Consider the following 26772-nt stretch of genomic DNA (forward strand, 5'->3'; position numbering starts at 1 on the left):
GGGCGGGCTCAACAGAAAAAGGCAGGCCACCGGGCCTGCCGCTTCATAAGTCTAGGATGCTTGGCTACTGGAAGGGCTTCCACCAACTGGAGGTCTGCTTGGCAGCCTCGGCCTCTTTCTTCCGGCGGCGCTCCTTCTTCAGCTCGGGCTCGCCCAGATCTTCAAGGGCTGCAGAGTCGACGGCGCGATACTCCACCGGCGGATCAGTCAGCGAACGCCGTGTCTGTGTCACGTCGGCACTGTTGAGATTCTGTTTAGCCTGCCGGAAAGCTTCCCACTTCTCCGATTCCGTCATCTGTCCAGCCTTGCCCTTACCGGCAAGAAGCGGTGAACGGTAGCCAGGATTGCCTTCGTTCTCGGCTGCTTCCTGGCGGAGTCGCTGGCGGGTCTCCTCAGGCGATTCCACCCATGCCGGATTGGTCTCGCGGCTGGCGAGGGAGGCCTGCGGGGGCGGAAGGGACTTGTCCTGCGCCGTGACCACCAGGCCCGGCCGCGGATTGTACTTCACGTCGCGCTTCTCCTGCGGGCCCAGAGAGACCGCCGAGGTCAGGTCATTGCTCAGCTGCTCCATTGCACTGGTCCCGGTCCCGTAGGTGGGACTGCCCATGCAACCCGATAGGGCCAGCATACCGGCCATCAGCCCGGTGGCGCTCAATGCGGCGCGAAACCCATGCGACGTCTTCATCAAAACCCTTCCAGCAGCGCCCGTCCTTCGACGCCTTCAGATTTCCCGTCAGTACCGCCTGACCGAGAATTCCGGCCAATTTCGGGCAGATGTACCGGATGACGCGGCGAAGCGCAATCATCCGGTAGCGAAAGCGGATCAGCCAAGACGGCCAAGGGCCGCCAGTTCACGCAAGGCTGCGGCATCTCGTGCCGACACTTCGGGGTAGCCGGGATCAGACCCGACATCCGTCGTGACGCGCCAGGAACGGGCGCACTTTGTCCCGTCCGCCAGCTTCGTCTCGACTGCGACACCCGGCACCTCGGCAAGACGGAACGCTGCTTCCGGCCCTTCACCGGCGACCACACGGATGGCCGAAGTGATGCAGATCTCTTCGAAATCCTGCCCCTCGAGCGCGTTTATCAGGGTAGTATCCGACACGTACACGACCGGTGCCGCCTCTAGCGACGAGCCGATCCGCTTTTCCTTGCGCTCGATCTCCAGTGCGCCCGTGACGACCGAACGCACGCGGCGGACCTTCGACCATTTTTCCGCGAGCGCTTCGTTGCGCCATTCTGCCGGCACCTCGGGGAACTGCTCCAGATGCACCGAGACCGCTTGCGGATTGCGGGACAGCCAGGCTTCTTCCGTGGTGAACGGCAGCATGGGGGAGAGCCAGGTCACCATGCAGTCGAAGATCTTGCGGATGACGGCGAGCGCCGAACGACGGCGCAGCGAGGACGGCGCATCGCAGTAGAGCGCGTCCTTGCGGATGTCGAAGTAGAAGGCCGACAGCTCGATATTGGCAAAGTCGATCAGGGCGCGAGCGATCTTCTTGAAGTCGAAGGCGTCATAGCCGTCGCGCACCAGTCGATCCAGTTCCGCCAGGCGATGCAGCATTAGACGTTCTAGTTCGGGCAGATCCGCATAGGCAATCTCTTCGCCTTCGTCGTGCGCCAGCGTGCCGAGCATCCAGCGGATCGTGTTGCGCAACTTGCGATAGGCGTCGACATTCGTCTGGATGATCGTCCTGCCGAGACGCTGGTCTTCCCAGTAATCGGTGGTCATGACCCAGAGGCGAAGGATGTCGGCGCCGGCATCTTTCATAACGTCCTGGGGCGCCACGACATTGCCGAGCGACTTCGACATCTTCTGACCCTTCTCATCCATGGTGAAGCCATGGGTGATGACGGCGTCATAGGGCGCGCGGCCGCGGGTGGCCGCCGATTCCAGGAGCGAAGAGTGGAACCAGCCGCGATGCTGGTCGGAGCCTTCGAGATAGACGTCCGCCGGCCATTTCAGATCCGGCCGGTCTTCCAGCGTAAAGGTATGGGTCGAACCCGAGTCGAACCAGACATCGAGAATGTCGCGGACCTGTGTCCAGCCTTCGTTGGCGCGGGAGCCCAGGAAGCGCTCGCGAGCCCCTTCGGCAAACCAGGCGTCGGCACCCTCCTGCTCGAAAGCCTCCATGATGCGGCCGTTCACTGTGTCGTCCTGCAGGATCGCGCCCTTCTCGTCGACGAAGACGCAGATCGGCACGCCCCAGGCGCGCTGGCGCGACAGCACCCAGTCCGGGCGCTGTTCGATCATGGCGCGCAGGCGGTTCTGGCCAGCGGACGGCACGAAGCGCGTCTCGTCGATCGCCTTCAGCGCGCGCGAGCGCAGCGTCGTGCCGTCGCCGAAGTCCTTGTCCATGTAGACGAACCACTGCGGCGTGTTGCGGAAGATGACCGGCTTCTTCGAGCGCCAGGAATGCGGGTAGGAATGCTTCAGCCGACCGCGGGCAAACAGATTGTTGGCGGCAATCAGCGCCTCGATGACGGCCTTGTTGGCATCACCCTTCTTGCCGTTGTCGTCCATGACGCGGGCGGGACCACCCTCGCGGTCCGGACCGAAGCCAGGGGCATCGGCGGTGTAGAAGCCGGCATCGTCTACCGGGAACGGGATCTTCGTGTCGATGCCGCGCGCTTCGAGCTCGCGGACATTATCGGTCCAGGCGTCAAAGTCCTCGCGGCCATGGCTGGGTGCGGTGTGCACGAAGCCGGTGCCGGCGTCATCGGTGACGTGATCGCCGGCGAGAAGCGGGACGGGGAACTCATAGCCGCCACCGAACTGGCGCAGCGGGTGCCCGCACACGAGGGACGCGAGCTCTTCGGCCGTGACATCGCGGAGCTTTCGGTACTGCAGCTTCGCCTTGGCAAAGGACTCCTCGGCCAGTTTGTCGGCGAAGACGAGCTTTTCCCCGGGAAGCGGCCCGAAGTCATTTTCTGCGGCCGTGACTTCATACAGACCGTAGGACACCTTGGGGGAATAGCTGATCGCCCGGTTGCCGGGGATCGTCCAGGGCGTGGTCGTCCAGATGACGACGAAGGAACCCTGAAGGTCGCCGAGGACACCATCATCGGCGTTCTGTGCGATGACCGCCCGCCTGTATGCCTCACCGGTCTCAAGCGCCACGCCCGGCTCGCTCATCCGCACAACCGGGAACTTCACCCAGATCGTGTCGCTCTCGACATCGGCGTATTCCACTTCGGCCTCGGCCAAGGCAGTGCGCTCGACGACCGACCACATGACCGGCTTCGAGCCCCGATAGAGCTGGCCCGACTTGGCGATCTTCAGAAGTTCGCCTGCGATCCGCGCCTCGGCGTGGAAGTTCATCGTCGTGTAGGGATTGTCGAAGTCGCCCTCGATGCCGAGCCGTTTGAACTCCTCCGACTGGACCTTGATCCAGTGGGCGGCGAATTCGCGGCATTCCTGGCGGAACTCGTTGACCGGGACCTCGTCCTTGTTCTTGCCCTTCTCGCGGTACTTCTCCTCGATCTTCCACTCGATCGGCAATCCGTGGCAGTCCCAGCCGGGGACATAGTTGGAATCGTAGCCGCGCATCTGGAAGGAGCGGGTGATGACGTCCTTCAGGATCTTGTTCAGCGCGTGGCCGATATGGATGTTGCCGTTGGCATAGGGCGGGCCGTCATGCAGCACGAACTTCTCCCGACCGGCGGCGGAGGCGCGGAGCTTCTTGTAGAGATCCATCTGCTGCCAGCGCTTAACCAGTTCCGGTTCCTTCTGCGGCAGTCCGGCGCGCATCGGGAACTCGGTCACGGGCAGGTAGAGGGTCTTGGAATAGTCAAGCTTGTCTGCGGTATCGGTCATGGATCAGCCATCGGAAGAGGCGACCGGCGTGGTCGCGCGGAATTGTGTCATGGAGTGGCGGCAAGCGCGCAAGGAGATATCCCAGCGCCAAGAAACCCGGACCTTTCCGCTGCTTTTCAAGCTGCCGGAAAGGCCGGGCCGATAATTCGAATGATCCGGGCCACCGAAGGATATGTCATGGTGCCGCGTTCCTTAGGGGTTTTTGGCCTCAAAAGAAAGAGGCCTAGCGCAACGTGGAGAAGCCGCGTCTATTCGCCGGTGTCTATCGCGACGGCGGCACGAAGAACCTCGTTGATCCGGTCCTGCCACCCCGGCCCGTCCTTCTGGAAATGCTCGATCACTGCGCTGTCCAGCTTGATCGTGACGAGTTCCTTCGCCTCCGGCAAGGCGCGTCTTTCCACCGCCGGCGCGGCGGGCTTGCTCACCGGCTTCCTGAATAGTGCCTCGGCGGCATCCATCGGATTCTGCGGGCGGCGCGGCGGATTGGCCATCATGGTCGACTTTCGTGCTGTATTGTTAGGACTACGGACTAGGCTCCCAGAAAGGCCGGAAGGTCAAACTTGCCCCGCCACCTCCTGCCTACGCGTCAGGATCACAACGAACGGCGTCCGAAAGCGATCTTCGCATCTAGTTCGCCCAGCGGCCGCACGCCGGAGAGGAGCGCCCTCGCCTCCTCCTCGTCGCGTTTCATCTGCTCGACCAGCGGCTCCAGTCCGTCGAATTTCACCTCGTCGCGCAGATGGCCGAAGAAGGAGACGGAGCAGGTCTGGCCATAGAGGTCGCCGGTGAAGTCGAAGAGATAGGTTTCGAGCAGCGGTGCGCCATTCTCCGTCACCGTCGGGCGGCGGCCATAGCTCGCGACGCCATCGTGGAGAATGCCGTCTGCCTTGCGGAAGCGCACCGCATAAATGCCGGGCTTCAGTTCCATCTCGGGCGGTAACATCATGTTGGCGGTCGGATAGCCGAGCGTGCGGCCGAGTTTCTCACCGCCGACAACCTCACCCTCCACCGTGAAGCGGTAGCCGAGCAGGCCAGCAGCCGCGGCAACATCACCCTCCGCCAGCAGCGCCCGAATGCGACTTGAGGAAATAACCTCGGCATTCTCGTCGCGGAAGGCGTCGACCAGGCTCACACCGAAGCCATGTCGTTCACCCGCGGCCATCAGATAGGCCGGCCCACCTTCACGGCCCTTGCCGAAATGGAAGTCGAAGCCTGTGACGACGGCGCTGGCTTGCAACCAGTCAACGAGCACGGTCTGGACGAATTCCTCGGCGGAACGCTGCGAGAACTCCCGGTCGAACGGATACTCGATGACGCAGCGGAAGCCTATCGCCTCCAGCAGCCGCGCCTTGAGCGGGGCCGGCGTCAGTCGGCAGACGGGGTTGTCGGGGCGGAAGACGGTGCGAGGGTGCGGCTCGAAGGTCAGCACGAGCGCCGGAACGTCGCGAGCCCGCGAAAGCTGCAACGCACGCTCCAACACGCTGCGATGGCCGCGATGGACACCATCGAAGTTGCCGATCGCCACAACGCCGCCCTTGAGGCTTGGCGGCAGCGGCTCCTTCTTCTCGTTGCGGTAGAAGACGGTCATCGGCGTGTTTTCCTAGGCGAGCCGCGGCATCCACCATTTAGGCGTCGCCCCTTCGCGCTTCAGCCAGGCATTCATCACCGCCTCGTCGATCTGGCCATTCACCGTGTATTCGTTCACGTGAATGCCGGCGCTGATGTAAAGCAGATCGAGATCCTGGCTGATGGCGCCGCGGACATCTGTCGGCATGCCGTCGCCAATTGCCAGAACGCGCTCCCGGGCAAGTTCGCCGCGCGTCTGGCGGGCGAAAGCAAGCGCTTCCTCGTAGATCGGGGTGTGCGGCTTGCCGGCAATGCGGCTCTTGCCGCCGAGATCCTCGTAATAGGCGGCAACGGCCCCAGCACAGGGAATGATGCGGTGTCCGCGTTCGACCACCAGATCCGGATTGGCGCAGATGAAGGGAACATCGCGCTTCTGGAAGGCGACGAGCATGTCGTGATAATCTTCCGGCACCTCCTTCTCGTCATCGAAGAAACCGGTGCAGACGATGGCGTCTGCCTCATCCGCGCCGACCACCTCGACATCCAGGCCGTCGAATAGCGGCATGTCGCGTTCCGGGCCCAGCAGGAAAACCTTCCGCGGGCCTTCAGCGATCAGGTGGCGCGTCACGTCACCCGAGGTGACGATGCCGTCATAGGAACTGTCGGGAACGCCTAGCAGCCGAAGCTGGGAGATCACGCCGGGCGAAGGCCGCGGGGAATTGGTGATCAGAACGACGGTCGTCCCTGCCACACGTGCGTCGGCCAGCGCCTTGCAGGCATCCGGGAAGGCATCGACGCCATTGTGGACCACGCCCCAGACATCCGACAGAACCACGTCGTAACTGCCGGTAATCTCTGTGAGACTGCTGATGCGCTTGGCCATGTCTTTTCCCGAACCGATATCTGAACCGGCGCTGACATTGCAAAGCTGGTGCAGGATGGCAAGGCTTTTCCTGCCTTCCAGGGACATGGCAACATCGAACGAGATTGCTGGAAATTTCGATCCAGCTCGTTCTTGACTCTCATTCAAGCCGAGCTTATCTCGACGCCAGCTAGCACTCTCCTCTAGTGAGTGCTAGCAACCAGATACGGGTCCGCAGACCTGTCCATGTCATTTGATCGAGGGATTAGACAATGGCAAGCACCAATTTCCGCCCCCTGCACGACCGCGTCGTCGTTCGTCGCGTCGAGTCTGAAGAAAAGACCAAGGGTGGCATCATCATCCCGGACACCGCCAAGGAAAAGCCTGCCGAAGGTGAAGTCATCGCCGTTGGCCCGGGCGCCCGCGACGAAAGCGGCAAGCAGGTCGCTCTCGACGTCAAGGTCGGCGACCGCGTCCTGTTCGGCAAGTGGTCCGGCACTGAAGTCAAGCTCGATGGCGTCGATCTCCTCATCATGAAGGAATCCGACATCATGGGCGTCATCGGCTGATCTTACAGCCTCTCGCCCATCCCGAAATCACGCTGACACCCCTTTTCAGGAGTTCTCAAAATGGCAGCTAAAGAAGTAAAGTTCGGCCGCACCGCGCGCGAAAAGATGCTGCGCGGCGTCGACATCCTCGCCGATGCCGTCAAGGTCACCCTCGGCCCGAAGGGTCGTAACGTCGTCATCGACAAGTCCTTCGGCGCACCGCGCATCACGAAGGACGGCGTCTCCGTCGCCAAGGAAATCGAACTGGAAGACAAGTTCGAGAACATGGGCGCCCAGATGGTCCGCGAAGTCGCTTCGAAGACCAACGACATCGCCGGTGACGGCACCACGACCGCAACCGTTCTCGCCCAGGCCATCGTCCGCGAAGGCAACAAGGCTGTTGCAGCGGGCATGAACCCGATGGACCTGAAGCGTGGTATCGACCTCGCCGTCAAGGCCGTCGTCGCCGATCTCCAGGCCAAGGCCAAGAAGATCAACACGTCGGAAGAAGTCGCACAGGTTGGCACCATCTCTGCCAACGGCGAGCGCCAGATCGGCCTCGACATTGCTGAAGCAATGCAGAAGGTCGGCAACGAAGGCGTCATCACCGTCGAGGAAGCCAAGACCGCCGAGACCGAACTCGAAGTCGTCGAAGGCATGCAGTTCGACCGTGGCTACCTGTCGCCCTACTTCGTGACCAACCCGGAAAAGATGGTTGCGGATCTCGACGATCCCTACATCCTGCTGCACGAGAAGAAGCTTTCCAACCTGCAGGCCATGCTGCCGGTCCTGGAAGCCGTCGTTCAGTCGGGCAAGCCGCTCCTCATCATCGCTGAAGACGTCGAAGGCGAAGCGCTTGCAACGCTCGTCGTCAACAAGCTGCGCGGCGGCCTCAAGATCGCTGCCGTGAAGGCTCCGGGCTTCGGCGACCGCCGCAAGGCCATGCTCGAAGACATCGCCATCCTAACGGGCGGCACTGTCATCTCCGAAGACCTCGGCATCAAGCTCGAGAATGTCACCCTCGACATGCTCGGCCGCTCGAAGAAGGTCTCGATCTCCAAGGAAAACACCACGATCGTTGACGGTGCCGGCCAGAAGACTGACATTGAAGGCCGTGTTGCCCAGATCAAGGCGCAGATCGAAGAGACCACTTCGGACTACGACCGCGAAAAGCTGCAGGAACGCCTTGCCAAGCTCGCTGGCGGCGTTGCCGTGATCCGCGTGGGCGGCTCGACGGAAGTCGAAGTGAAGGAAAAGAAGGACCGCATCGACGACGCGCTCAACGCGACCCGCGCTGCCGTTCAGGAAGGCATCGTACCGGGCGGCGGCGTCGCTCTGCTGCGTGCTTCCCACCAGCTCTCGGTCAAGGGCGAGAACGCCGACCAGGAAGCCGGCATCAACATCGTTCGCCGCGCGCTGCAGGCTCCGGCCCGCCAGATCGCAGAGAACGCTGGTGACGAAGCTTCGATCGTCGTCGGCAAGATCCTCGAGGGCAACACCGACAACTTCGGCTACAACGCCCAGACCGGCGAGTATGGCGACATGATCGCCATGGGTATCGTCGACCCGGTCAAGGTCGTTCGCACCGCCCTTCAGGACGCAGCCTCGGTTGCCGGCCTCCTCGTCACGACGGAAGCCATGATCGCCGAACTGCCGAAGAAGGACGCTCCGGCCGGCATGCCTGGCGGCATGGGCGGAATGGGCGGAATGGACATGATGTAAGACCTTCGGGTCCTACATCTGAGCCATCCGGTTCAAATCAGGAAGGGCGGTCTTCGGACCGCCCTTTTCTGTTGGGCGAGAGACGCGGCATTTATCTCTCGTTCAATTTTATAAGACAATCTGTCTCCTATTGTTCATCTTTCGAAGCACACCGAATGTGGGCATATTCCTCTCCAGAATTCGATGCCACTGAACCTCAATCTTTTCTCCTGGAGAACACCCATGCCCAACACCTCGACCAACAACCTTCTGCTGCTCGCCGCCCGCGTGCTGCTTTCGGCAATGTTCATCCTGTCCGGCTATCCGAAGCTCCTCGATCCTGCAGGCACTGCCGGCATGATCGCCGGTGCCGGCTTCCCGGCCGCGACCGCCCTCGCCTATCTCGCGGGCATCTTCGAGCTGGTCGTCGGCCTCTTCGTGCTGGTCGGCTTCCAGACCCGCGTCTCGGCGATCCTGCTCGCGCTCTTCTCCGCCTTCACGGGCCTCGTCTTCCACTCCGGCGCCATCAACGTGCCTGACTTCCCGGAAGCCGCAAACGGTCTGCTGACCATGTTCAACGGCCTGATGATGATGAAGAACCTGACGATCGCAGGCGGCTTCCTGGCGCTTGCCGCTGTGGGCGCTGGTGCCTACTCGCTCGACGCCCGCCGCCGTGGTTCGGTCGCAATCGCTGCCTAACCTTCGACGTTCCCTGCCCAAGGCGAACCCGCCGGATCCCATGCGGACCGGCGGGTTTTTCGTGTATGTCAGATGACGCGCTGCGCCAGCCAGACGGTGGCGCCACCGCAGGCGGGATCCTGGCCCATCTGCGCCACGAGTTTGAAACCGTTCGCCGCCAGCAGGTCCCCATACTCCTGCCGCGACAGGCTCGCGTGATAGAGCGGCTCGCCGCCGAACTCCCCCATCGCCACGCCCTCGAAATGGCCGGCCGTGAACATCAGCGCTGCCCCGGGTGCCGCGAGGTAGGCGAAAACCGGAAACATCGCGCGCTGATCCGCGGGGCTGAGATGGAAGAAGCTGTGCCAGGCGATGATCCCATTGAAGGTCCGCCCGGGCGGCAACCTGCGCATGTCGCGGACGATCCACTGCTGATCGGCAAATCGCTGCCTTGCCAGGTCGATCAGCGACGGGGAGCTGTCGACACCGGTCAGACGGAAGCCGCGGGCAATGAAATGGCCGGCAATCGGCTCTCCGGAGCCGCAGCCGAGGTCCAGGATCGTGCCATTGGGCGGAAGAAGCGCAGCGAAGCGATCCAGCCAGGGCTTCTCGAAGAGGTTCTTGCCGCGCAGCTGGTCGAAAGCCTGCGCGTGCCGCTCGTAGAGGCCGATGATCTTGTCTTCCTCGGCCATTCCGCTCAGACGACCGCGCGCTGCACTGCCTGGATGATCCTGCCGACACGCGGATCCCGGTCGTGCTCCGGCTTGCGGGCACGAACAAGGCAAGCCTCGCTCTTCAGGATCACGCCATTGCCCAGCACCTTCAGGTGGTTCGCCTTGAGCGTGGATCCGGTGGAGGTGATGTCAACGATGATGTCGGCCTGCCCCGCTGCCGGCGCACCCTCGGTGGCCCCGAGGCTTTCGACGATCCGGTAGAGCTGGATGCCGTGCTGGCGCGAGAAGAACTGCTGCGTCAGCCGCCAGTATTTCGTGGCGATCGCGAGACGCCGACCGTGGCGGGTCCGGAAATCGGCAGCGACGTCGCCCAGATCCTCCATGGTCTCCACATCCAGCCAGATCTCCGGTACCGCGACGACGACATCCGCCTGGCCGAAGCCAAGACGGGCGCAGAACTCCACCTTCGCATCGACGTCAGCCATGCCCTCGCGCACGAGGTCCTCGCCGGTGACACCGAAATCGACCGCGCCGGCCGCCAGTTCCCGCGCAATCTCCGATGCGGAGAGATAGGCGACCTCAACGCCTTCCATGCCATCGATCCGACCGCGATAGGAGCGGTCATTGCCGACGGCTGAAATGGCGAGGCCGGCGCGATCGAAGACGGCGGCCGTATCGTCCTTGATGCGCCCCTTGGAGGGCAGTGCGATGGTGATCGTCATCCTTGGTCCCTCGCCTGCTCGATCCGGTCAAGCCAGAGCGCGAAGCCTACCGCCGGAATGCGATCCTTAGCGCCCAGTAACGTCAGCAGCCGATCAAAGCGGCCGCCACCCGCAAGCACGGCGGAGGACCCTGTCTCGGTCACTTCGAAAACGAGGCCGGTGTAATAGTCCAGAGGGCGGCCGAAGGCGGCGCGATAGGTCATGCCGGAGAGATCAAGCCCGCTTTCGGTCAGTGCGGCCAGCCGCGCGTCGAACCGGGCAAGCGCCGGCTCCAGGTCAAGCCCGGCTGCATCGGCAAAGCCCGCGAGCGCCGAGGACGCATCGGCGAGCGGCAGCTTCAGCGTCAGGAATTCCCGCAGGAGAAGCAGCGCCCCGCCGTCGAGCTTCGTTTCGGCGAGCGTCAGCTTGTCCTTCAGGCGCCGCGCGATCTCGGCAGGCGAGCGGCTGGCATTGGTGGAATAGCCCGTCTCCTGCATGGTGCGGTCGATCCGCGCCACCAGTTCATCCTCTTCGCCCGAAGCGAGAAGCGCCGCTATCTGCGGTTCAAGGCCCGCTACCGGCTGGGGTCTGGCGAGCCGGTCCAGAAGTGCCTCGAGATGCGCCATGTCGCCGAAGGCATGGATAAGCCGCTTCTGCCAGCCGAGCGGCAGGCCAAGCGCCTTCACGACGGCCTCGAAAACCGCCTGATCGCCGAGCGTCAGCGCAAGAGTTCGTCCGGGAAGAAGCCGGCCGAGAATGCCCATCGCGTCGCCAATCGCGCGGGCGTCGGCGGCGGCCGTGTCGCCTTCTCCGAGATCCTCGATGCCGGCCTGGTAGAATTCGTGCGAACCTTCGCGACGCTGGCGGAAGACCTCGCCGAGGTAGGAATATCGCCTCGGCGTGCCGGTCGCGGTCTCGATATGGCGCAGGCAGACCGGAATGGTGAACTCCGGCCGCAGGCAGAGGCTCGCCCCGGTTTCGCTCTCGGTCAGGAAGATGCGGCGGCGCAGGTCCTCGCCGGCCATGTCGAGAAAGGGCTCGGCCGGCTGGATCACCGGCGTGTTGACCCGCACCGTTTGGCGCGTCTCGAACTCCTCCAGCAGGTCACCGGCAAAAGCCGGCATGTCGATCAGCGGCATGGTCAGCCTGCCCGCCGCCGGTCTTCCGCCTGAGCGGCCAGGATTTCCTTCACCTTGGCAACGAGGTCGGCTTCCGGAACCGTCTCCTGCGCCACCCGCGCCTCGCGCCAGGCGGCGTTATCCTCGATCTCGCCAGAGAGGCGCTTGCCCTCGATCAGGTCCTTGATCTGGACGACGCCCTCTGCCCGCTCGTCGCCGCCCTGTATGATGGCGATGGGTGAGCCGCGGCGGTCGGCATATTTCAGCTGGTTGCCGAACTTCTTCCAGTTGCCCTGGTACATTTCGGCCCGAATACCGGCATTGCGAAGCTCCTGCGTGAAGCGCTGGTAGCGGCCCATGCTGTCGACATCGCCGTCCATGACGGTGACGAGGACTGGACCAAGCACTTCGTCCTGTCCCAGCTTGCCGAGGTTCTTCAGCGCCGTCATCAGGCGCGAGACACCGATGGAAAAGCCGGTGGCGGGAACCGGCTGGCCCATAAAGCGGGAGACGAGCCCGTCATACCGCCCGCCACCGCCGACCGAGCCGAAGACGACCTTCTCGCCCTTCTCGTTGGTGACGTCAAAGAGGAGTTCGGCTTCGAAGACGGGGCCGGTGTAGTATTCGAGGCCGCGGACGACCGAGGGGTCGATCTTGATGCGGCTCTCATCATAGTCAGCGGCGCGAACCAAATCGTTGATGAGCAAAAGTTCATCTGCGCCAGCAGTAGCAACGCCGTACTCTTCGAGGCGGTCTCGTAGATTGAAGATCGTCAACCGATCGTTGACTGAGCTGTCTGGGCCGCTGCCTCTCTCTCCCCAGCCAAGCGTGTTGAGCAATCGCATGATCTGTATATCGTCAAGACCGGCCCCTTTGGTGAAATCACCACTTTCATCTTTGCGGCCTGGGCCTAGTAAGAGCTGCACACCCGTCAACCCGAACTTGTCCATTTTATCTAGTGCCCGCAGCACCGTCAGGCGCTGCCCTGCCTTTCCCTCGCCCGCCAAACCTACCGCATCCAACACTGCATCCAGAACCTTGCGGTTGTTGACCCGGATCACATAGTCGCCGCGCTTGATGCCGAGTGCTTCCATCGTGTCGGCCATCATCATGCACATCTCGGCATCGGCCTGGACGCCCGGTGCGCCGACGGTATCGGCGTCGAACTGCATGAACTGGCGGAAGCGGCCGGGGCCGGGCTTCTCGTTGCGGAAGACGTATCCGGCGCGATAGGTGCGGAACGGCAGTTGGATCTCGTTGAAGTTCTCCGCCACATGGCGAGCAAGCGGCGCCGTCAGGTCGTAACGCAGGCTCATCCACTGGTCGTCGTCGTCCTGCAGCGAGAAGACGCCCTCGTTGGGGCGATCGGCATCCGGGAGGAACTTTCCGAGGGCGTCCGTATACTCGAAGAGCGGCGTCTCGACCGGATCGAAGCCGTAGCGCTCGTAGACCTCGCGGATCTTGGCGATCATCTCGTTGGTGGCATGGATATCGGCAGCCGAGCGATCGACGAAGCCACGCGGCAGGCGGGCCTTCAGCTTCTGGGGTTTCTTCTGCTTCTCGCTCATGATCGGATGTCCATTGCCGGCGGCCCGGAAGGGCCGGATTTCGTGAGCGGTTTCTTAGAGGATGGAGGCCGGAGCGGCAAGGGCGGGCGGCTGGCGAAGGGACGGCTGCGATGGTATATGTGCGATACGAAAGGGTCACCGCCATGAACAAGCGCGTCACGATCGAGATGCCGGACGAAATGCTGAGGCTCGTCGAGGAGTATGCGGCGGAAGCAGGAGCCGCAACAGATGCCTATTTGCGCGAAGTAATCGAGCAGCATCTGGAGGACCTGCACGGTATAGCTGCAGCCGACGGGGCGATGCACCGGCTTCGCACCGGCGAAGACCGGGTTATCAGCGCAGAGGACTTCTGGCGTGGCCTGGACGATTGAGTACACAACGTCGGTCCAGAAATCAGTTCGGACATTCCATCCCACCGTCCAGAAGCGCATCAGGGAATTTCTCTCAGAACGCCTTGCGCTCCATCAATATCCCGTGAACTGGGAGTCGCCCTTACCGGCCACGCCCTCGGCGGCTACTGGCGCTACCGCGTCGGCGACTATCGCATCATCTGCGACCTCCAGGATCAGAGGCTCGTCGTGCTGGTCGTAGAGATCGGTCACCGGCGCGAGATCTACCGCTAACTGATGATCATCGAAGCCCTTCAGTATGCCGCGACCACTCCGGTCACACCAAGCGAATTTCGCCCGTTCATCGGCTCCTCGGTCAGCCTCTGGTCGCGCGCCACGCGCTGCAAGGACGAGTGGGCGGCGCATGAGGGAAACTGCCGCCGGTTCGTCGCCGACACGATCGGCCGGATGCGCCAGCGGCGGACGGCGGTGGTGCTTGGTTCGGGGCTTGTGCGGGACGTGCCCGTGGAAGCGCTCGCCCGCACCTTCGATACGGTCGTACTGGTTGATCTGGTGCATCTGGCGAGCGTGCGCCTGTGGCTCAAAGTCAAGCGTCTGGACAATGTGCGGCTCGTTCATCGGGATCTCTCGGGATTCAGCGATGCGCTGGTCGGGGGGCGCCCGGAGCCGCTCGCCTTCCTTCGGCGAGCCCCTTACCTGGACCTGGTGATCTCGGCCAACCTGCTGTCGCAGATCGGCGTGGGTGCCGAGCGCTGCCTTGAACAAGACAAGGATGTGTCACCAGCGGATGTTGTACCGCAACTCCTCGAGGCACATCTGCGCGATCTGACGGCCCTGCCCTGCACGACGACTCTCCTGACGGACGTCGCCTACAGGATCGTCGGCCGCTCCGGCGAGACGCTGAAGTCGGCAGACCTCATGCATGGAGTGCCTGCACCGGACGGCGACGAGCATTGGCCATGGCCCGTCGTGCCGTTCGGGGAGCAAGGCAGAGACTATCAGATTGTTCATCAGGTCATCGCCAAGCGGGTCCTGCGATAGGACGATTGCAATGCCGCAATTCAGGAGTAAGCAGTTTCGCATGAAGCATCTATCGGGGCTGCTGCTCCTCTTCTTCTGGATATTCGCCGGCGGCGTCTCATCTGCCGCCGCGCGTGCCGATGCGCCGGTACCCGCCCTTGCGCATTCGGAGCGATCAACGGGTCATCATCTCCATCAGGATCGTTCTGCCAGCGCCTCGACCGAACGGCAGGTGAACCGTTTCGCCGGCGAGACGCATGAAGCCCCCTGTCCTATGACCTTCTGCATCATCTGCCCGGTCATGCTGCCGCCTCGTCCATTTGAAGTCGGCTATAGCGGACGCCTCTTTTATCGCGTGGGGGACAAGGCCAGGGTCATTTCCTCTTCCGAACCGTCACCTCTGGAGCGCCCACCGAAGTTCGTGATGTGAATTCCGCTCAAATCCAAACCAGAGATACGAAAAGGAAGAACCATGTCTGCAAGACACCTCATCACCACGTCCGCGCTCGCGCTCCTTCTCATGACGCCTGCCATGGCGCAGGACATGCAAGGCCACGGCCACGCCGACACCACTGCGGCCGCCTCCGACGAGCCTGTGGCCAAGGCGTTCGAGGACGCCAACCTGAAGATGCACCAGGATATGGCGATCAACTATACAGGTGACGCCGATATCGACTTCGTGCGCAGTATGATCCCGCATCACCAGGGCGCAATCGACATGGCGAAGATCCAGCTCGAACACGGCAAGGATCCGGAAATGCGCAAGCTCGCGGAAGAGGTCATTAAGGCGCAGGAGGCGGAGATCGCCGAGATGCGCAAGTGGCTGGAAGAACGCGGACAGTAACATGCGGAGCCGGGCAGGAGTCCTTGCCCGGCTCTCCTCCCAGTCCATATGAGAGGCTGGAGGATTGATCATGCGCCCCATCACGGCCATCGGCTTCGATGCTGACGACACGCTCTGGCAAAACGAGCAGTTCTACCGCCTGACAGAGGAGCATTTTGCCACTCTGCTTGGCGATTACGCCGAGGGAGGTCATGTTTCCGAGCGGTTGCTCGAAGCGGAGAAGCGGAACCTCGAGCATTACGGCTTCGGCATCAAGGGCTTCACGCTCTCGATGATCGAGACGGCGATCGAGATCACAGATGGTCGTGTGCCCGCGAAGACGATCGCCGAAATCCTTGATATCGGCCGTGACCTCCTGCGCCACCCAGTCGAGACACTGCCGCATGTGGAGGAGACGCTTCGCGCACTCAACGGCGAGTACCTGCTCGTGCTGATCACGAAAGGCGACCTGTTCGACCAGGAGCGCAAGCTGGCGCAATCAGGCCTTGGCGAGCTCTTCGACGCGATCGAGATCGTCAGCGACAAGAGCGCCACCACCTACCGGCGGATATTCTCAAAGGTCGCCGATGGGCCGGACCGCGCGATGATGGTGGGCAATTCGCTGAAGTCCGACATCGTGCCGGCAATCGCCGCCGGCAGCTACGGCGTCTTCGTGCCGCACGAACTGACCTGGGTGGTGGAGCATGTCGAGCCGCCGACGGACGCACCACGCTTCCGGCAGATCGGGCATCTGGGGGAGTTGCGGGATGTCCTGGCGGAGATCACGGGCGAATGAACTCGGTCCGCAGCCGATCGGCCTCGGCCTGGCAGAAGCAGCCTGCGAGATGGTCGTTGACCAGCCCCATGGCCTGCATGAAGGCGTAGACGGTGGTCGGGCCGACAAAGGTCCAACCACGTCTTTTCAGGTCCTTGGAGAGCCGGATCGAAGTTGCGGTGGTGGGGTTGGCCCGCAGCGTTGCAAGGTCCATCACGGCCGGACGGTCGGCCGGTGACGGCTCGAAGCTCCAGAAGAATTTTGCAAGCGAGCCAAACTCGCCTCGCAGTTCCACCGCGCGGCGAGCGTTGTTGATGGTCGAGACGATCTTGCCGCGGTGGCGGATGATCCCTGCATCGGCCACCAACCGCTCCACGTCGTCCTGGTCGAACGACGCCACCTTCTCGAAATCGAAGCCGGCGAAGGCGGCCCGGAAGTTCTCCCGCTTGCGCAGGATCGTCAGCCACGACAACCCCGACTGAAAGCCTTCGAGGCAGATCTTTTCGAACAACCGGAAGTCATCGGTCACCGGCCGCCCCCACTCCTCGTCATGGTAGCGGCGATAGTCGTCGAGCCCTCCATGCCAGAAGCACCGCGAACGGCCGTCTTCGCCGATGATGATGCCCGTCTTCTCCATTGTCGCCCTCTGTTAATGCGCCGCGTGCTGGATTCAGTCCTGGTCAACCATGTCCCCAAACCAGCCGGTAACCCTGCCGAAAGGTTTATGCCCAGAGCCGTATTTGAATCGCCACCCGTTTACACTTCCCTCGTTCTCCATTGGCAGCGTGAACTGCGAAGCGGGCGGTGACCGCCCTAGCGGTGCATATGTAACGAGTGGATCCGACGATGAACAAGATGCTTCTGCTGGCCCTCGGCCTTATTCCCGCCTTTGCGACGATGGCGCAGGCGAACGATCGCTATCGCGAGCGACCGCCAGTGATCGTCAGTCCCGATCTCGCGGCACCGTGGATCCTGCAGCTCGGTGGGGCCAACGTGCGTCCGGTGGTCTATCCGACGCGTCCGGAAAAGCCGCGCGGCCTTTTCCAGCCCAGAACACAGCGGGAAGTCCAGCGTCGCCCGCAGACGGCCCGCCAAGGCATGGTGCAGCCGGCCAGCATGCGGCCGAACAAGGTCGTCCGCAGTCAGATCGAGCCGCAGTTCCTGCCGCAGACGGTCGCTTATGAAACGAAGCATGCTCCTGGCACGATCGTCATCGACACCAACAACCGCTTCCTCTACCTCGTCACTGGAAACGGACAGGCTCGCCGCTACGGCGTCGGCGTCGGCAAGCCAGGCTTCGAATGGGCCGGCACCCACAAGGTCACCCGGAAGGCGGAGTGGCCGCGCTGGGTTCCACCGAAAGAGATGATCGCCCGCGAAGCTGCGAAGGGCCACTTCCTGCCGGCCAGCATGGACGGCGGCCCTGCAAACCCGCTTGGTGCGCGAGCCATGTATCTCGGCTCGACACTCTACCGAATACACGGGACCAATGCCCCGTGGACCATCGGCAGCGCCGTCTCCTCGGGCTGCATCCGCATGCGAAACGAGGACGTGGTCGATCTCTACGAGCGGGTATCGGTCGGCACCAAGGTCATCGTCATGTGACGATTGTGGCCGCACCGCCACGGCGCGGCCGGTTTCTCGTCTGAGGCACGTCGTGAATCGCGTCCTCCGCTTGCCGTTTGTCACGTGCCGGGACATCTTGCTTCCCCATTCACCGCAGAGCGGCAAGAGGGGTAAGATGAAAACCAAGACACTGATGACCGTCGCCAGCATGATGGCGGTGATGATGGCGAGCGAGGCTCCGGCTCAAAGCTCCGGAGCCCGACCGGCGACGACGGCAAGCGACGTGGCACCTTCGGTGCGCAATCGCGCCGTGCCCGAAAAATACAAGCGCCGGATGGTCCGCTTTTCCACCAATGAAGCACCCGGCACGATCATCGTCGATACCCACAACAAGTTCCTCTACTACGTGGAAGGCAAGAACCGCGCGACCCGCTACGGCATCGGCGTCGGTCGCGAAGGCTTCGGCTGGTCAGGGGTGGTGAAGATCGGCCGCAAGGCGGAGTGGCCGTCATGGACGCCCCCGGCGGAAATGCGCCGGCGTGAGGCGGCTCGCGGTCACATCCTTCCCGCCGTCCAAAAAGGTGGGCCGGACAACCCGCTCGGCGCGCGCGCAATGTATCTCTACAAGGGTGGCCGTGACACGATCTTCCGCATCCACGGCACCAACCAACCGTGGTCGATCGGTCTCAACCTGTCGTCCGGCTGCATCCGGATGATGAACAAGGACGTGGAGCACCTCTATTCACGGGCCCCCGTAGGTACGAAGGTGGTCGTCATCGGACCCGGCAACAAGCATGGCGACGTTGCGTTCGAGGATCGGGGTATCGACATCCTCCGGACCCTGTTTGGCGGATAGCTGTTCCCAGAAGGCGGTGAAGCCGCACCTTTTACGCTTCATTCACCATAACTGGTCAAGATGATTGCAGGTGGTGCATAAAAACCACAGACCGCAACGCCTCTGCTCGCTAAAGATTGAGTCGAAGCAAGAAACATTCCGGGCTCTCCATGCGCAAATCAACGTTCCTCTTCCTGGCGTCCGCGTCAATCGTCGGGCTCGTCGCTTTCTCCTCTGCGCAGGCAGCAGATATGGCGCCGATCGAAGCGCCGATGGAAGCTGCTGTTGCGCTTGAAAGCACCGGCGGTTACGAGTTCTCCGTCTATGGTGGCTACCAGACCGCGCCGCATAGCGACGTAGAATTATCGGGTGGGCCAGACTTCACCGCTGGTTGGGAAGGAAACTCCTTCTCTATGCCGATCTACTGGGGCGTTCGCGGCACCTACTGGTTCGACGGCGGGCGACTTTCCAACCTCGGCATTTCGCTCGATTTCACTCATGCGAAGGTCTATGCGGATGACGAAACACTGGCCGAGACCGGCTGGGATCATTTCGAAATGACCGATGGCATCAACCTTCTGACGGTGAACGCGCTCTATCGCTTCCCGATCGAGGGTAGCCGCTTCACCCCTTACGTGGGCGCGGGCGTCGGCATCAACGTTCCGCATATCGAAGTGACACGTCCGAGCGGAACCACGTCCGAGTACCAGTTCGGCGGCGCGACGCTTCAGGCACAGGCTGGCGTCAAGTACGACATTACCGATCGCTGGGCGGCCTTCGTCGAGTACAAGGGCAACTACTCCTGGATTGACGTCGATATCGACAGTGGCGATTCCCTGAAGACCGAGATCTTCACCAACGCGGTGAATGTCGGTATCTCCTTCAAGTTCTGATATCGCGACAGAGATGAATGGAAAGGCCGGCCTTAGCGCCGGCTTTTTCATGCCAGCTTCGCAGGCTTTGGACCGCCATAGGCCCAATCGAGAAGTTCCACCGTATGCAGGATTGGCAAGGCCGTGCCGCTACCGATCTGCGTCATGCAGCCGATATTGCCGGTAGCGATGACATCCGGTTGCGTCGCCTCGATGTTGCGGACCTTGCGGGCCTTGAGCTGCGCGGAGATCTCCGGCTGCATGATGTTGTAGGTGCCGGCGGAACCGCAGCAGAGGTGGCCCTCCGCCGGATCGCGCACGGTGAAACCCGCCTGCTTCAGAAGGGTCTTCGGCAGGACAGTGATCTTCTGGCCGTGCTGCATGGAACAGGCGGAATGATAGGCAACCGTCATCCCCTTTGAATCCTGCGCAGGAAGCTCGAGGGTCGCAACATATTCGGTGACATCCTTTGCCAGCGCCGATACTCGCGCCGCCTTCTCCGAATAAGCGGGGTCAAGCCGAAGCATGTGGCCATAGTCCTTGATCGTGGTACCGCACCCGGACGCGGTGATGATGATCCCATCCAGTCCGCCGCGCTCGATCTCGCGGGTCCAGACGTCCACGTTGCGGCGGGCAAAGTCGAGAGCCGGCTCTTCCTTCCCCATGTGGTGCACGAGAGCGCCACAACAGCCCTCACCTTCCGGCACGACCACCTCGACGCCGAGCCGGGTCAGGAGGCGAATGGCTGCCTCGTTGATGCCGCCGTCCAGAACCGGCTGGGCACAACCGGACAGGATCGCCACCCGCCCGCGGGGCGCGGCCTCCGGTGCCCGAACCCCGGGGCGGGAAGAGTCCGAATGCTTCAGCCTTCCCTGCGGCGTAAGCTCCAGCATGGCCGCGACCGGCCTCAGCGGCTTGATGCCTTTGAGCAGCGGCGCAAACGGACGGCCGAGCCTGGCGAGCGCAAGAGCCGGCCGGAAGCGTGACGGATAGGGCAGGATCATGGCCAGCATCTGCCGGATCATCCTGTCCATCGGGGGACGCCGGTAGGTCTTCTCGATATGGATCCGGGCGTGGTCGACCAGATGCATGTAGTCGACACCGGACGGGCAGGTCGTCATGCAGGCAAGACAGGACAGGCAGCGATCGATGTGTGTGACGACCTCGGCATCCGCCGGCCGGTCGTTCTCCAGCATGTCCTTGATGAGGTAGATCCGACCGCGCGGACTGTCGAGTTCATTGCCGAGCGTCACATAGGTCGGACAGGTGGCAGTACAGAAGCCGCAATGCACGCAGCGCCGCAGGATCTTCTCCGATTCCGCCACATAGGGATCTGCGAGTTGTTCGGCCGTGAAGTTTGTCTGCAAGTCTCAGGCTCCTGCCATCTTGCCGGGGCTGAATATGCCGGCGGGATCGAGCTTTTCCTTGATGCGCAGCGAAAGCCCGGCGACCGCCTCCGACTCGGGCTGAAAGGCTGGCGTGGCCGCCCTCACCCGATCACTGGCCCGCATCAGCGTCGCATGCCCGCCTCCGAGCGCCTTGATGTAGCGCCGCAGACGTTCGGCTTCCGGATCAGCTTCCATTTGCATCCAGACCAACCCGCCCTGCCAGTCGTAGAAGGCGTCTATCCCCGCCTCCAGGCGCAAAGCGGCCACAAGCTGATGGCCGGTCGAAGGCGCGATGGAAACACGCCAAAGAGGCTTGTGCGAGACATTGGCATAGGGGGCGACATCTCTGATCTCGCGCCAGAGGCGGTGGCTTTCGTCTCCACCGAGTTGCGAGATCGGACCGAAGCGGGACATTTCTGCTTCAAGCTTTTCGAGGCGCACCGAGACCGATGCTGGAAGCCCCTCGAGCCGCAGCACCGTCGCCTCGCCTTCCGGCAACGCTCCGTTCAGGAAGCGGCCCTTCACGCTCTGAGGCAGATGAGCGGCTCCCGAGACCTCGACGGGCATGGCCATGGCAACCGCCATGGCTTGTGCCGCGGCTGCATCGTCCAGCCCCGAGATCACGATGGTCGCCACTGCCTGGGGCACGGGAAGGACCCGGAAGGTAACCTCCGTGATGAAGCCCAGCGTGCCTTGCGACCCCGCCAGCAGCTTTACGAGGTCAAGACCGGTGACGTTCTTCATCACCCGCCCGCCCGCGCGGATGACTTCGCCGCTGCCATTGACGAAGCGGATGCCGAGCAGGCTGTCACGGGCAGCGCCGGCGACGAAGCGGCGGGGGCCGGAGGCATTGGCGGCGAACATGCCACCGATGGTCGGCTCGCCGGATGTGCCCATGATCGGCCGGTGGTCCATCGGCTCGAACGCCATCATCTGGCCGTTCGCCGCGAGGGCGGCTTCTACCTCCGCGAGCGGCGTGCCGGCCCGCGCCGTCATCACCATTTCTGCGGGTTCGTAATCGACGATGCCGGACAAGCCCCTCGAGCACAGTTGCTCGTCAGCCTCGACGGGATTGCCGAAGCCGCTGCGGGTACCTCCGCCGCAGATCGTCAGGCGTGTGCCCCGTGCTGCGGCATTGCGAACGACATAGGCGGCGTCGGCTTCATTATGGGGTACGAAGGTCATGCGGCCGGACGCCCCTCCAGCGGGAAGACTTTGGACGGATTGAGGAGCCAACCCGCATCGAAGGCGGCGCGGACTGCCATCTGCTGGTTAAGATCGGCATCGGAATACTGGTGGCGCATCAAGTCGCGTTTCTCGATGCCAACCCCGTGCTCGCCAGTCAGACAACCGCCGGCATCAACGCAGAGCTTGAGAATTTCATTGCCAGCCTCCTCGGCGCGGGCGGCGTCTTCCGGATCATTGGCGTTGAACAGGATCAGCGGATGCATGTTGCCGTCACCGGCATGGAAAACATTGGCGACCCTCAGGCCGAAGCGCGCGACGATCTCCGACGTCTTCTCCAGCACGTAGGAGAGCTTGCCGAGGGGCACGGTGCCGTCCATGCAGATGTAGTCGGCGATCCGACCGGTCGCGCCAAAGGCGGACTTGCGGCCCTTCCAGATCAGAGCCGCCTCCGTTGCGCTCTGGCTCTCGCGCACAGTCTTCACGTGACGGCGACCGGCGATTTCCACGATGCTCTTCAGCATCGCCTCCATCTCGGCCTCCGACCCCTCCACCTCGACGATCAGCAGCGCACCGACATCCAGGGGATAGCCGGCCTGCGCAAAAGCCTCGCAGATTTCGATCGCCGGCTTGTCCATGAACTCGATCGCTACCGGAATGATGCCGGAACCGATGATATCGGCGACGCAGGCACCGGCCTGCTCCGAGGTGTCAAAGCCGAACAGAACCGGTCGGGCGCCCTCCGGCTTGGCGATCAGCCTGACCGTCGCCTCCGTTACGATACCGAGCTGGCCCTCGGAGCCGCAGACGAGACCGAGCAGGTCGTAGCCGGCGGCGTCGAGGTACTTGCCCCCGAGTTCGATCACTGCTCCATCAACCAGCACCATCTTCACGCCGAGCAGGTTGTTCGTCGTCACGCCATACTTCAGACAGTGGGCGCCGCCGGAATTCATGCCGATATTGCCGCCGATCGTGCAGGCAAGCTGCGAACTCGGATCGGGCGCATAGAAGAAGCCTTGGGGAGAGACGGCGTCGGAGATGCTGAGATTGGTCACGCCAGCCTGGACGGTTGCGGTACGATTGGCCGGATCGACCTCGAGTATCCTCGACATCTTCGAGAGCCCGAGGACGACTGCATCTTCCTGCGGGATCGCCCCTCCAGAGAGGGAGGTACCGGCGCCCCGCGGAACGACCGGAATACCGTAGCGGTGGCAATACTTCATCACCGCCGCCACCTGTTCCGTCGTCTTCGGCAGGACAACAGCGAGCGGCAATCGTCGATAGGAGACAAATGCGTCAGTCTCGAACGGCACAAGCTCACGCGGTTCGTGCACCAGGCATTCCGGTGGCAGGATATCCGCGAGATCCGCGATAATCGTCGCTCGCCGCGACACGACAGCCTGACGTGGCTCAATAAACTTTATGGCATCCGACACGGCACTCCCTCCCGCGTTTGAACCGTCATAGCAGCTAGCATGGCGATATACCAAGATGCGTCAGCATGGGCATTGACGGATGAGCACTGCAGAACGCTTTCTCCGGAAGCCGTCTTCGGTGATTATCCGCCGCAAACGCGAGCTTCATCCCTGCACAAGCCTCGGATAAGCACTATATTTCAAGATCAAAATAAAACGACTCACTTCTGCCGCGTCGTTGTGCGATGTGAGTGGCCGTCACTGGCGGAAAGCGCCGATCAAGGGAGGAACACTCTTTGCAACTTCTGAACCGCCTGAAGACAGACGTCGGCCTCATGCTGCGGCGACCGCCGAAGCAGCAGTATGCCGCGCTGTGTTACCGGGCGAAGAAGAAGCAGGGAACCTGCGAAATCCTTCTCCTCACCAGCCGCGACACCGGCCGGTGGGTCATTCCGAAGGGATGGCCCATGACGGGCAAGAAGGCACATGCCGTCGCCGAACGGGAGGCGTTCGAGGAAGCCGGCGCCAAGGGCAAGATCGAAAAGGAGCCGCTCGGCTTCTACCACTATCGCAAGGCGTTGCAGACCGGGCTCAAGATTCCCGTGCGGGTCCAGGTGCACGTACTCGAAGTGGAAGACATGTCGAGAAACTTCCCCGAGAAAGGCAGTCGGCGCCTGGAATGGGTATCGCCGGCAGAGGCGGCCGCCCGCGTAAACGAGCCGGAACTCAAGGAGCTCCTGCTGAGTTTCGGCGAAAGGCTGCAACAGTCGCCGCTGAAATCGGCGGCGAGCGGCTGATACGGCCGCTGTCACAAAAGTGTCATATTGCGTTAGGGGTGCAATCCCGCTAGGCGAACGGCCACAGTCACTGGCAGCAAGACCCGGCGGTCGATGAACCAATGACCAACGGCGCCGATGTCGCGCCGGCTCCCTGGCCAAAGGAACCGATATGGCACAGCAGACCCCGCGCCTCGTCAAACAGACGCTGGACAAAGACCTCGACAAGATCAGTTCGGTCGAAGCGGCGACGCATTCCGTCTCCCGACGCCTGGCAGGCCCCGGAACCGCGCTGATCTTCCTCGTCGCTGCCATGCTGTTCGCGGCTGTCGCCGTGATCGACCGACCGGGCGCGATCATCGTGATCGCTGCAGCGGCGGTCGGCGCCTACATGGCGATGAATATCGGCGCCAATGACGTAACGAACAATGTCGGCCCCGCGGTCGGCTCCAAGGCGATGTCCATGGGCCTTGCCCTCTTCATCGCGGCCGTGTTCGAGACAGCAGGCGCCATGATTGCCGGCGGCGACGTAGTCGAAACGATTTCCAAGGGCATCGTCAATCCGGCGCTGTTTGAGAATACGGACATGTTCATCTGGGCGATGATGGCAGCTCTGCTGTCGTCCGCCCTTTGGGTCAATCTCGCGACCTGGATCGGCGCTCCTGTTTCGACGACCCATGCCGTGGTGGGAGGCGTGGTCGGCGCGGGTATTGCTGCGGCGGGCTTCGGATCGGTGGATTGGGGTCAAATGGGCGGCATCGCCGCCAGCTGGGTGATATCTCCGCTGATGGGCGGAGTGGTCGCGGCCGGCTTCCTTGCCTTCATCAAGGAGTTCATCATCTATCGCCATGACAAGATCACCGCGGCCCGTCGCTGGGTACCGGTGCTCATCGCCGTCATGGTCGGGGCGTTTTCCTCCTACCTGGCCCTTAAAGGGCTTCGCCAGCTCGTCCATGTCTCGTTGCTGAACGCGGTGCTTATCGGTCTGGTGGCAGGTGCGCTCGCCTGGGGCCTGAGCGTGCCATTGATCCGCCGCCAGTCGCAGGGGCTGGAGAACCGCAACCAGTCGCTGCGCAAGCTCTTCCAGATGCCGCTGATCTTCTCTGCGGCGCTCCTGTCTTTCGCCCACGGCGCCAACGATGTCGCCAATGCCATTGGCCCGCTTTCGGCCATCGTCTCGGTTGCGCAGGGAGGCGGCGTCTCCGGTGCCGTAACCATTCCCTTGTGGGTCATGGTGATCGGAGCCATCGGCATCTCCGTCGGGCTTCTGCTGTTCGGCCCGCGCCTCATCAGGCTCGTGGGCGAGCAGATCACCAAGCTCAACCCGATGCGGGCGTTTTGCGTGTCGCTGTCGGCGGCACTGACGGTCATCATCGCCTCCTGGCTCGGCCTGCCGGTAAGCTCCACCCATATCGCCGTCGGGGCAGTGTTCGGCGTCGGCTTCTTCCGCGAGTGGTATACCCGCAACTCGAAACGCCGGGTCGAGTACATGAAGATGAAGGCGGACAAGTGGGAGATCGAGGAAAGGCCGGAGCGGAACGCGGAAGAACTGCGCCGACGCTACCTCGTCCGCCGCTCGCACTTCATGACCATCGTCGCAGCCTGGGTCATAACCGTCCCGGCGGCCGGCGCTCTTGCGGCGCTCCTCTATCTGGTTATGTCTCTGTTCTTCCTCTGATGGGTGAACGGAAATGCGCGCCAACTTTAGAATGCAACGGCTTTTCCTGGAGAATGATCTCGCAGCCGGCGTTCGGATTGACGCAAAGCCGGAGCATTTCAACTACCTCGCCAATGTCCTCCGCCTGGCAGAGGGAGCCGAGATCCTCGTCTTCAACGGCCGCGACGGAGAATGGAGGGCGCGCCTCGCTTTTCCATCCCGCAAGAAACTGTTGATCGAGTGCGTGGAGCAGACACGACCGCAACCCGAGATACCGGATCTTCAATACCTCTTCGCGCCACTGAAGGTCGGTCGACTCGACTATATGGTCCAGAAGGCCGTCGAGATGGGCGCCGGGCTCCTGCAACCGGTGATGACTCAGCATGTCCAGGGTAAGATCACCAATCTCGATCGCCTGCAGGCGAATGCTATCGAGGCGGCGGAGCAATGCGGCATATTGTCGATTCCGCAGGTCATGCCCCCAAAGCGGCTGCGCGACCTGCTTGACGAATGGCCGACGGACCGAAGGATCATCTTCTGCGACGAAGGCGAGGAAGGCCAGAATCCCCTTTCCGCCCTTGCGGCGCTTGAGGGCGAGCACCTTGCCCTTCTTGTGGGCCCGGAAGGCGGATTCTCGGAAGAGGAGCGCGAGCTGTTGCGCAGCCTCGATTTCGTCGCCCCCATCCCTCTCGGTCCCCGCATCCTGCGGGCAGATACCGCAGCCGTCGCGGCGCTCGCGGTGATCCAAGCCAGCATCGGCGATTGGCGATGACGACCCATCGTGAATTTCTGAAAGCATCTTGAAACAAATTCACTTGCGCCGCACATCAATCCGGTTCAATCAGCCGAACGCGACAGTCCTGTCGGCCTTACAAGG

At 62.6% G+C, this 26772-nt stretch carries 28 protein-coding genes; 15 read left to right on the forward strand and 13 right to left on the reverse strand.

Going from position 1 to position 26772, the window contains the following annotated elements:
• Positions 1-64: 64 nt before the first annotated feature.
• From ACEPP2_RS00915 to ACEPP2_RS00935, 5 genes are all read right to left on the reverse strand, one after another.
• Complete coding sequence (locus tag ACEPP2_RS00915) at positions 65-685, reverse strand: hypothetical protein (protein ID WP_077548178.1); 621 nt, start codon at positions 683-685, stop codon at positions 65-67.
• A 138-nt stretch (positions 686-823) separates the two neighbouring features.
• Positions 824-3817: an isoleucine--tRNA ligase gene (gene ileS / locus ACEPP2_RS00920; RefSeq protein WP_395515498.1), complete on the reverse strand. Its 2994-nt coding sequence runs from the start codon at positions 3815-3817 to the stop codon at positions 824-826.
• 248 nt (positions 3818-4065) lie between these two features.
• Complete coding sequence (locus ACEPP2_RS00925; protein WP_152341978.1) at positions 4066-4308, reverse strand: BrnA antitoxin family protein; 243 nt, start codon at positions 4306-4308, stop codon at positions 4066-4068.
• A gap of 101 nt (positions 4309-4409) precedes the next feature.
• Positions 4410-5405: a bifunctional riboflavin kinase/FAD synthetase gene (locus ACEPP2_RS00930; RefSeq protein ID WP_395515499.1), complete on the reverse strand. Its 996-nt coding sequence runs from the start codon at positions 5403-5405 to the stop codon at positions 4410-4412.
• Positions 5406-5417: 12 nt separating this feature from the next.
• On the reverse strand, positions 5418-6266 hold the full coding sequence (locus ACEPP2_RS00935; RefSeq protein WP_395515500.1) for a TIGR01459 family HAD-type hydrolase: 849 nt from the start codon (positions 6264-6266) through the stop codon (positions 5418-5420).
• A gap of 251 nt (positions 6267-6517) precedes the next feature.
• Here ACEPP2_RS00935 and groES point away from each other — a divergent pair, with 251 nt between their 5' ends.
• From groES to ACEPP2_RS00950, 3 genes are all read left to right on the forward strand, one after another.
• A complete protein-coding gene (groES, locus tag ACEPP2_RS00940) occupies positions 6518-6814 on the forward strand; it encodes a co-chaperone GroES (protein WP_077548181.1) in 297 nt (98 codons plus the stop codon).
• A 60-nt stretch (positions 6815-6874) separates the two neighbouring features.
• Positions 6875-8515, forward strand: coding sequence for a chaperonin GroEL (gene groL / locus ACEPP2_RS00945; protein ID WP_281978494.1), 1641 nt, complete (start codon positions 6875-6877; stop codon positions 8513-8515).
• Between the two features lie 222 nt (positions 8516-8737).
• Complete coding sequence (locus tag ACEPP2_RS00950) at positions 8738-9193, forward strand: DoxX family protein (protein ID WP_395515501.1); 456 nt, start codon at positions 8738-8740, stop codon at positions 9191-9193.
• A 68-nt stretch (positions 9194-9261) separates the two neighbouring features.
• Here ACEPP2_RS00950 and ACEPP2_RS00955 read toward each other — a convergent pair whose 3' ends face one another.
• The 4 genes from ACEPP2_RS00955 to hisS are packed head-to-tail and all read right to left on the reverse strand — an operon-like array spanning position 9262 to position 13233.
• Complete coding sequence (locus ACEPP2_RS00955; protein ID WP_395515502.1) at positions 9262-9864, reverse strand: class I SAM-dependent DNA methyltransferase; 603 nt, start codon at positions 9862-9864, stop codon at positions 9262-9264.
• Positions 9865-9869: 5 nt separating this feature from the next.
• Entirely contained in the window at positions 9870-10568 is a 699-nt protein-coding gene (gene hisG / locus ACEPP2_RS00960; protein ID WP_395515503.1) for an ATP phosphoribosyltransferase, read from the reverse strand.
• Positions 10565-11686 carry an ATP phosphoribosyltransferase regulatory subunit gene (locus tag ACEPP2_RS00965; protein ID WP_395515504.1) on the reverse strand — a complete coding sequence of 374 codons (1122 nt, stop codon included), beginning with the start codon at positions 11684-11686 and terminating at the stop codon, positions 10565-10567. Before ACEPP2_RS00965 ends, hisG begins: the two co-directional genes overlap by 4 nt.
• A 2-nt stretch (positions 11687-11688) precedes the next feature.
• Complete coding sequence (hisS, locus tag ACEPP2_RS00970; protein WP_395515505.1) at positions 11689-13233, reverse strand: histidine--tRNA ligase; 1545 nt, start codon at positions 13231-13233, stop codon at positions 11689-11691.
• Positions 13234-13376: 143 nt separating this feature from the next.
• Here hisS and relB point away from each other — a divergent pair, with 143 nt between their 5' ends.
• The 6 genes from relB to ACEPP2_RS01000 all read left to right on the forward strand — a co-directional run bounded on the left by relB (position 13377) and on the right by ACEPP2_RS01000 (position 16222).
• Complete coding sequence (relB, locus tag ACEPP2_RS00975) at positions 13377-13604, forward strand: type II toxin-antitoxin system RelB family antitoxin (RefSeq protein WP_395515506.1); 228 nt, start codon at positions 13377-13379, stop codon at positions 13602-13604.
• A gap of 108 nt (positions 13605-13712) precedes the next feature.
• A complete protein-coding gene (locus ACEPP2_RS00980) occupies positions 13713-13856 on the forward strand; it encodes a type II toxin-antitoxin system RelE family toxin (RefSeq protein WP_395515791.1) in 144 nt (47 codons plus the stop codon).
• A 3-nt stretch (positions 13857-13859) separates the two neighbouring features.
• Positions 13860-14624, forward strand: coding sequence for a hypothetical protein (locus tag ACEPP2_RS00985; RefSeq protein ID WP_395515507.1), 765 nt, complete (start codon positions 13860-13862; stop codon positions 14622-14624).
• A 40-nt stretch (positions 14625-14664) separates the two neighbouring features.
• The gene (locus ACEPP2_RS00990; protein WP_395515508.1) at positions 14665-15033 is read left to right on the forward strand and encodes a hypothetical protein; all 369 of its coding nucleotides are present in this window, start codon (positions 14665-14667) and stop codon (positions 15031-15033) included.
• A gap of 42 nt (positions 15034-15075) precedes the next feature.
• Positions 15076-15447: a CopM family metallochaperone gene (gene copM, locus ACEPP2_RS00995; RefSeq protein WP_395515509.1), complete on the forward strand. Its 372-nt coding sequence runs from the start codon at positions 15076-15078 to the stop codon at positions 15445-15447.
• 64 nt (positions 15448-15511) lie between these two features.
• Positions 15512-16222, forward strand: a complete 711-nt coding sequence (locus ACEPP2_RS01000; RefSeq protein WP_395515510.1) for an HAD family hydrolase — start codon at positions 15512-15514, stop codon at positions 16220-16222.
• Here ACEPP2_RS01000 and ACEPP2_RS01005 read toward each other — a convergent pair.
• On the reverse strand, positions 16209-16838 hold the full coding sequence (locus ACEPP2_RS01005; protein WP_395515511.1) for a DNA-3-methyladenine glycosylase I: 630 nt from the start codon (positions 16836-16838) through the stop codon (positions 16209-16211). The two genes, ACEPP2_RS01000 and ACEPP2_RS01005, sit on opposite strands and share 14 nt — an antisense overlap.
• 209 nt (positions 16839-17047) lie before the next feature.
• Between ACEPP2_RS01005 and ACEPP2_RS01010 the strand changes: the two genes are divergently transcribed.
• From ACEPP2_RS01010 to ACEPP2_RS01020, 3 genes are all read left to right on the forward strand, one after another.
• Positions 17048-17806 (forward strand): L,D-transpeptidase, encoded by a 759-nt coding sequence (locus tag ACEPP2_RS01010; protein ID WP_395515512.1) that lies wholly within the window; start codon positions 17048-17050, stop codon positions 17804-17806.
• A gap of 169 nt (positions 17807-17975) precedes the next feature.
• Positions 17976-18623, forward strand: a complete 648-nt coding sequence (locus ACEPP2_RS01015; protein WP_395515792.1) for a L,D-transpeptidase — start codon at positions 17976-17978, stop codon at positions 18621-18623.
• A gap of 149 nt (positions 18624-18772) precedes the next feature.
• Complete coding sequence (locus ACEPP2_RS01020; protein WP_395515513.1) at positions 18773-19495, forward strand: outer membrane protein; 723 nt, start codon at positions 18773-18775, stop codon at positions 19493-19495.
• 47 nt (positions 19496-19542) lie between these two features.
• Here ACEPP2_RS01020 and glcF read toward each other — a convergent pair whose 3' ends face one another.
• Genes glcF through ACEPP2_RS01035 form a run of 3 tightly spaced genes read right to left on the reverse strand, consistent with a single transcriptional unit; the run spans position 19543 to position 23483 of the window.
• Positions 19543-20841 carry a glycolate oxidase subunit GlcF gene (glcF, locus tag ACEPP2_RS01025; protein WP_395515514.1) on the reverse strand — a complete coding sequence of 433 codons (1299 nt, stop codon included), beginning with the start codon at positions 20839-20841 and terminating at the stop codon, positions 19543-19545.
• Between the two features lie 3 nt (positions 20842-20844).
• On the reverse strand, positions 20845-22047 hold the full coding sequence (glcE, locus tag ACEPP2_RS01030; protein WP_395515515.1) for a glycolate oxidase subunit GlcE: 1203 nt from the start codon (positions 22045-22047) through the stop codon (positions 20845-20847).
• Positions 22044-23483 carry an FAD-linked oxidase C-terminal domain-containing protein gene (locus ACEPP2_RS01035; protein ID WP_395515516.1) on the reverse strand — a complete coding sequence of 480 codons (1440 nt, stop codon included), beginning with the start codon at positions 23481-23483 and terminating at the stop codon, positions 22044-22046. The genes glcE and ACEPP2_RS01035 overlap by 4 nt, the downstream gene beginning before the upstream one ends.
• Before the next feature lie 275 nt (positions 23484-23758).
• Between ACEPP2_RS01035 and ACEPP2_RS01040 the strand changes: the two genes are divergently transcribed.
• The 3 genes from ACEPP2_RS01040 (at position 23759) to ACEPP2_RS01050 (ending at position 26667) form a co-directional block, all read left to right on the forward strand.
• Positions 23759-24259 (forward strand): NUDIX hydrolase, encoded by a 501-nt coding sequence (locus tag ACEPP2_RS01040; protein ID WP_139346230.1) that lies wholly within the window; start codon positions 23759-23761, stop codon positions 24257-24259.
• A gap of 151 nt (positions 24260-24410) precedes the next feature.
• On the forward strand, positions 24411-25916 hold the full coding sequence (locus ACEPP2_RS01045; protein ID WP_077548198.1) for an inorganic phosphate transporter: 1506 nt from the start codon (positions 24411-24413) through the stop codon (positions 25914-25916).
• A 13-nt stretch (positions 25917-25929) separates the two neighbouring features.
• Positions 25930-26667 carry a 16S rRNA (uracil(1498)-N(3))-methyltransferase gene (locus ACEPP2_RS01050; protein ID WP_281978505.1) on the forward strand — a complete coding sequence of 246 codons (738 nt, stop codon included), beginning with the start codon at positions 25930-25932 and terminating at the stop codon, positions 26665-26667.
• Positions 26668-26772: the final 105 nt, after the last annotated feature.

The sequence above is a fragment of the Pseudorhizobium flavum genome, assembly GCF_044142885.1.
Taxonomy (GTDB): Bacteria; Pseudomonadota; Alphaproteobacteria; order Rhizobiales; family Rhizobiaceae; genus Neorhizobium; species Neorhizobium flavum.

Coding starts and splice junctions, on each gene's coding strand:
- groL (WP_281978494.1), top strand. CDS start 6,875: ATGGCAGCTAAAGAAGTAAAGTTCGGCCGCACCGCGCGCGAAAAGATG.
- ACEPP2_RS00925 (WP_152341978.1), bottom strand. CDS start 4,308: ATGGCCAATCCGCCGCGCCGCCCGCAGAATCCGATGGATGCCGCCGAG.
- ACEPP2_RS00915 (WP_077548178.1), bottom strand. CDS start 685: ATGAAGACGTCGCATGGGTTTCGCGCCGCATTGAGCGCCACCGGGCTG.
- hisS (WP_395515505.1), bottom strand. CDS start 13,233: ATGAGCGAGAAGCAGAAGAAACCCCAGAAGCTGAAGGCCCGCCTGCCG.
- glcE (WP_395515515.1), bottom strand. CDS start 22,047: ATGACCTTCGTACCCCATAATGAAGCCGACGCCGCCTATGTCGTTCGC.
- ACEPP2_RS01050 (WP_281978505.1), top strand. CDS start 25,930: ATGCGCGCCAACTTTAGAATGCAACGGCTTTTCCTGGAGAATGATCTC.
- ACEPP2_RS00955 (WP_395515502.1), bottom strand. CDS start 9,864: ATGGCCGAGGAAGACAAGATCATCGGCCTCTACGAGCGGCACGCGCAG.
- ACEPP2_RS00930 (WP_395515499.1), bottom strand. CDS start 5,405: ATGACCGTCTTCTACCGCAACGAGAAGAAGGAGCCGCTGCCGCCAAGC.
- ACEPP2_RS00990 (WP_395515508.1), top strand. CDS start 14,665: ATGAAGCATCTATCGGGGCTGCTGCTCCTCTTCTTCTGGATATTCGCC.
- ACEPP2_RS00985 (WP_395515507.1), top strand. CDS start 13,860: ATGATCATCGAAGCCCTTCAGTATGCCGCGACCACTCCGGTCACACCA.
- ACEPP2_RS01015 (WP_395515792.1), top strand. CDS start 17,976: ATGATGGCGGTGATGATGGCGAGCGAGGCTCCGGCTCAAAGCTCCGGA.
- ACEPP2_RS00965 (WP_395515504.1), bottom strand. CDS start 11,686: ATGCCGCTGATCGACATGCCGGCTTTTGCCGGTGACCTGCTGGAGGAG.
- ileS (WP_395515498.1), bottom strand. CDS start 3,817: ATGACCGATACCGCAGACAAGCTTGACTATTCCAAGACCCTCTACCTG.
- relB (WP_395515506.1), top strand. CDS start 13,377: ATGAACAAGCGCGTCACGATCGAGATGCCGGACGAAATGCTGAGGCTC.
- ACEPP2_RS00950 (WP_395515501.1), top strand. CDS start 8,738: ATGCCCAACACCTCGACCAACAACCTTCTGCTGCTCGCCGCCCGCGTG.
- ACEPP2_RS01045 (WP_077548198.1), top strand. CDS start 24,411: ATGGCACAGCAGACCCCGCGCCTCGTCAAACAGACGCTGGACAAAGAC.
- copM (WP_395515509.1), top strand. CDS start 15,076: ATGTCTGCAAGACACCTCATCACCACGTCCGCGCTCGCGCTCCTTCTC.
- ACEPP2_RS01020 (WP_395515513.1), top strand. CDS start 18,773: ATGCGCAAATCAACGTTCCTCTTCCTGGCGTCCGCGTCAATCGTCGGG.
- ACEPP2_RS00935 (WP_395515500.1), bottom strand. CDS start 6,266: ATGGCCAAGCGCATCAGCAGTCTCACAGAGATTACCGGCAGTTACGAC.
- hisG (WP_395515503.1), bottom strand. CDS start 10,568: ATGACGATCACCATCGCACTGCCCTCCAAGGGGCGCATCAAGGACGAT.
- ACEPP2_RS01005 (WP_395515511.1), bottom strand. CDS start 16,838: ATGGAGAAGACGGGCATCATCATCGGCGAAGACGGCCGTTCGCGGTGC.
- ACEPP2_RS01010 (WP_395515512.1), top strand. CDS start 17,048: ATGAACAAGATGCTTCTGCTGGCCCTCGGCCTTATTCCCGCCTTTGCG.
- groES (WP_077548181.1), top strand. CDS start 6,518: ATGGCAAGCACCAATTTCCGCCCCCTGCACGACCGCGTCGTCGTTCGT.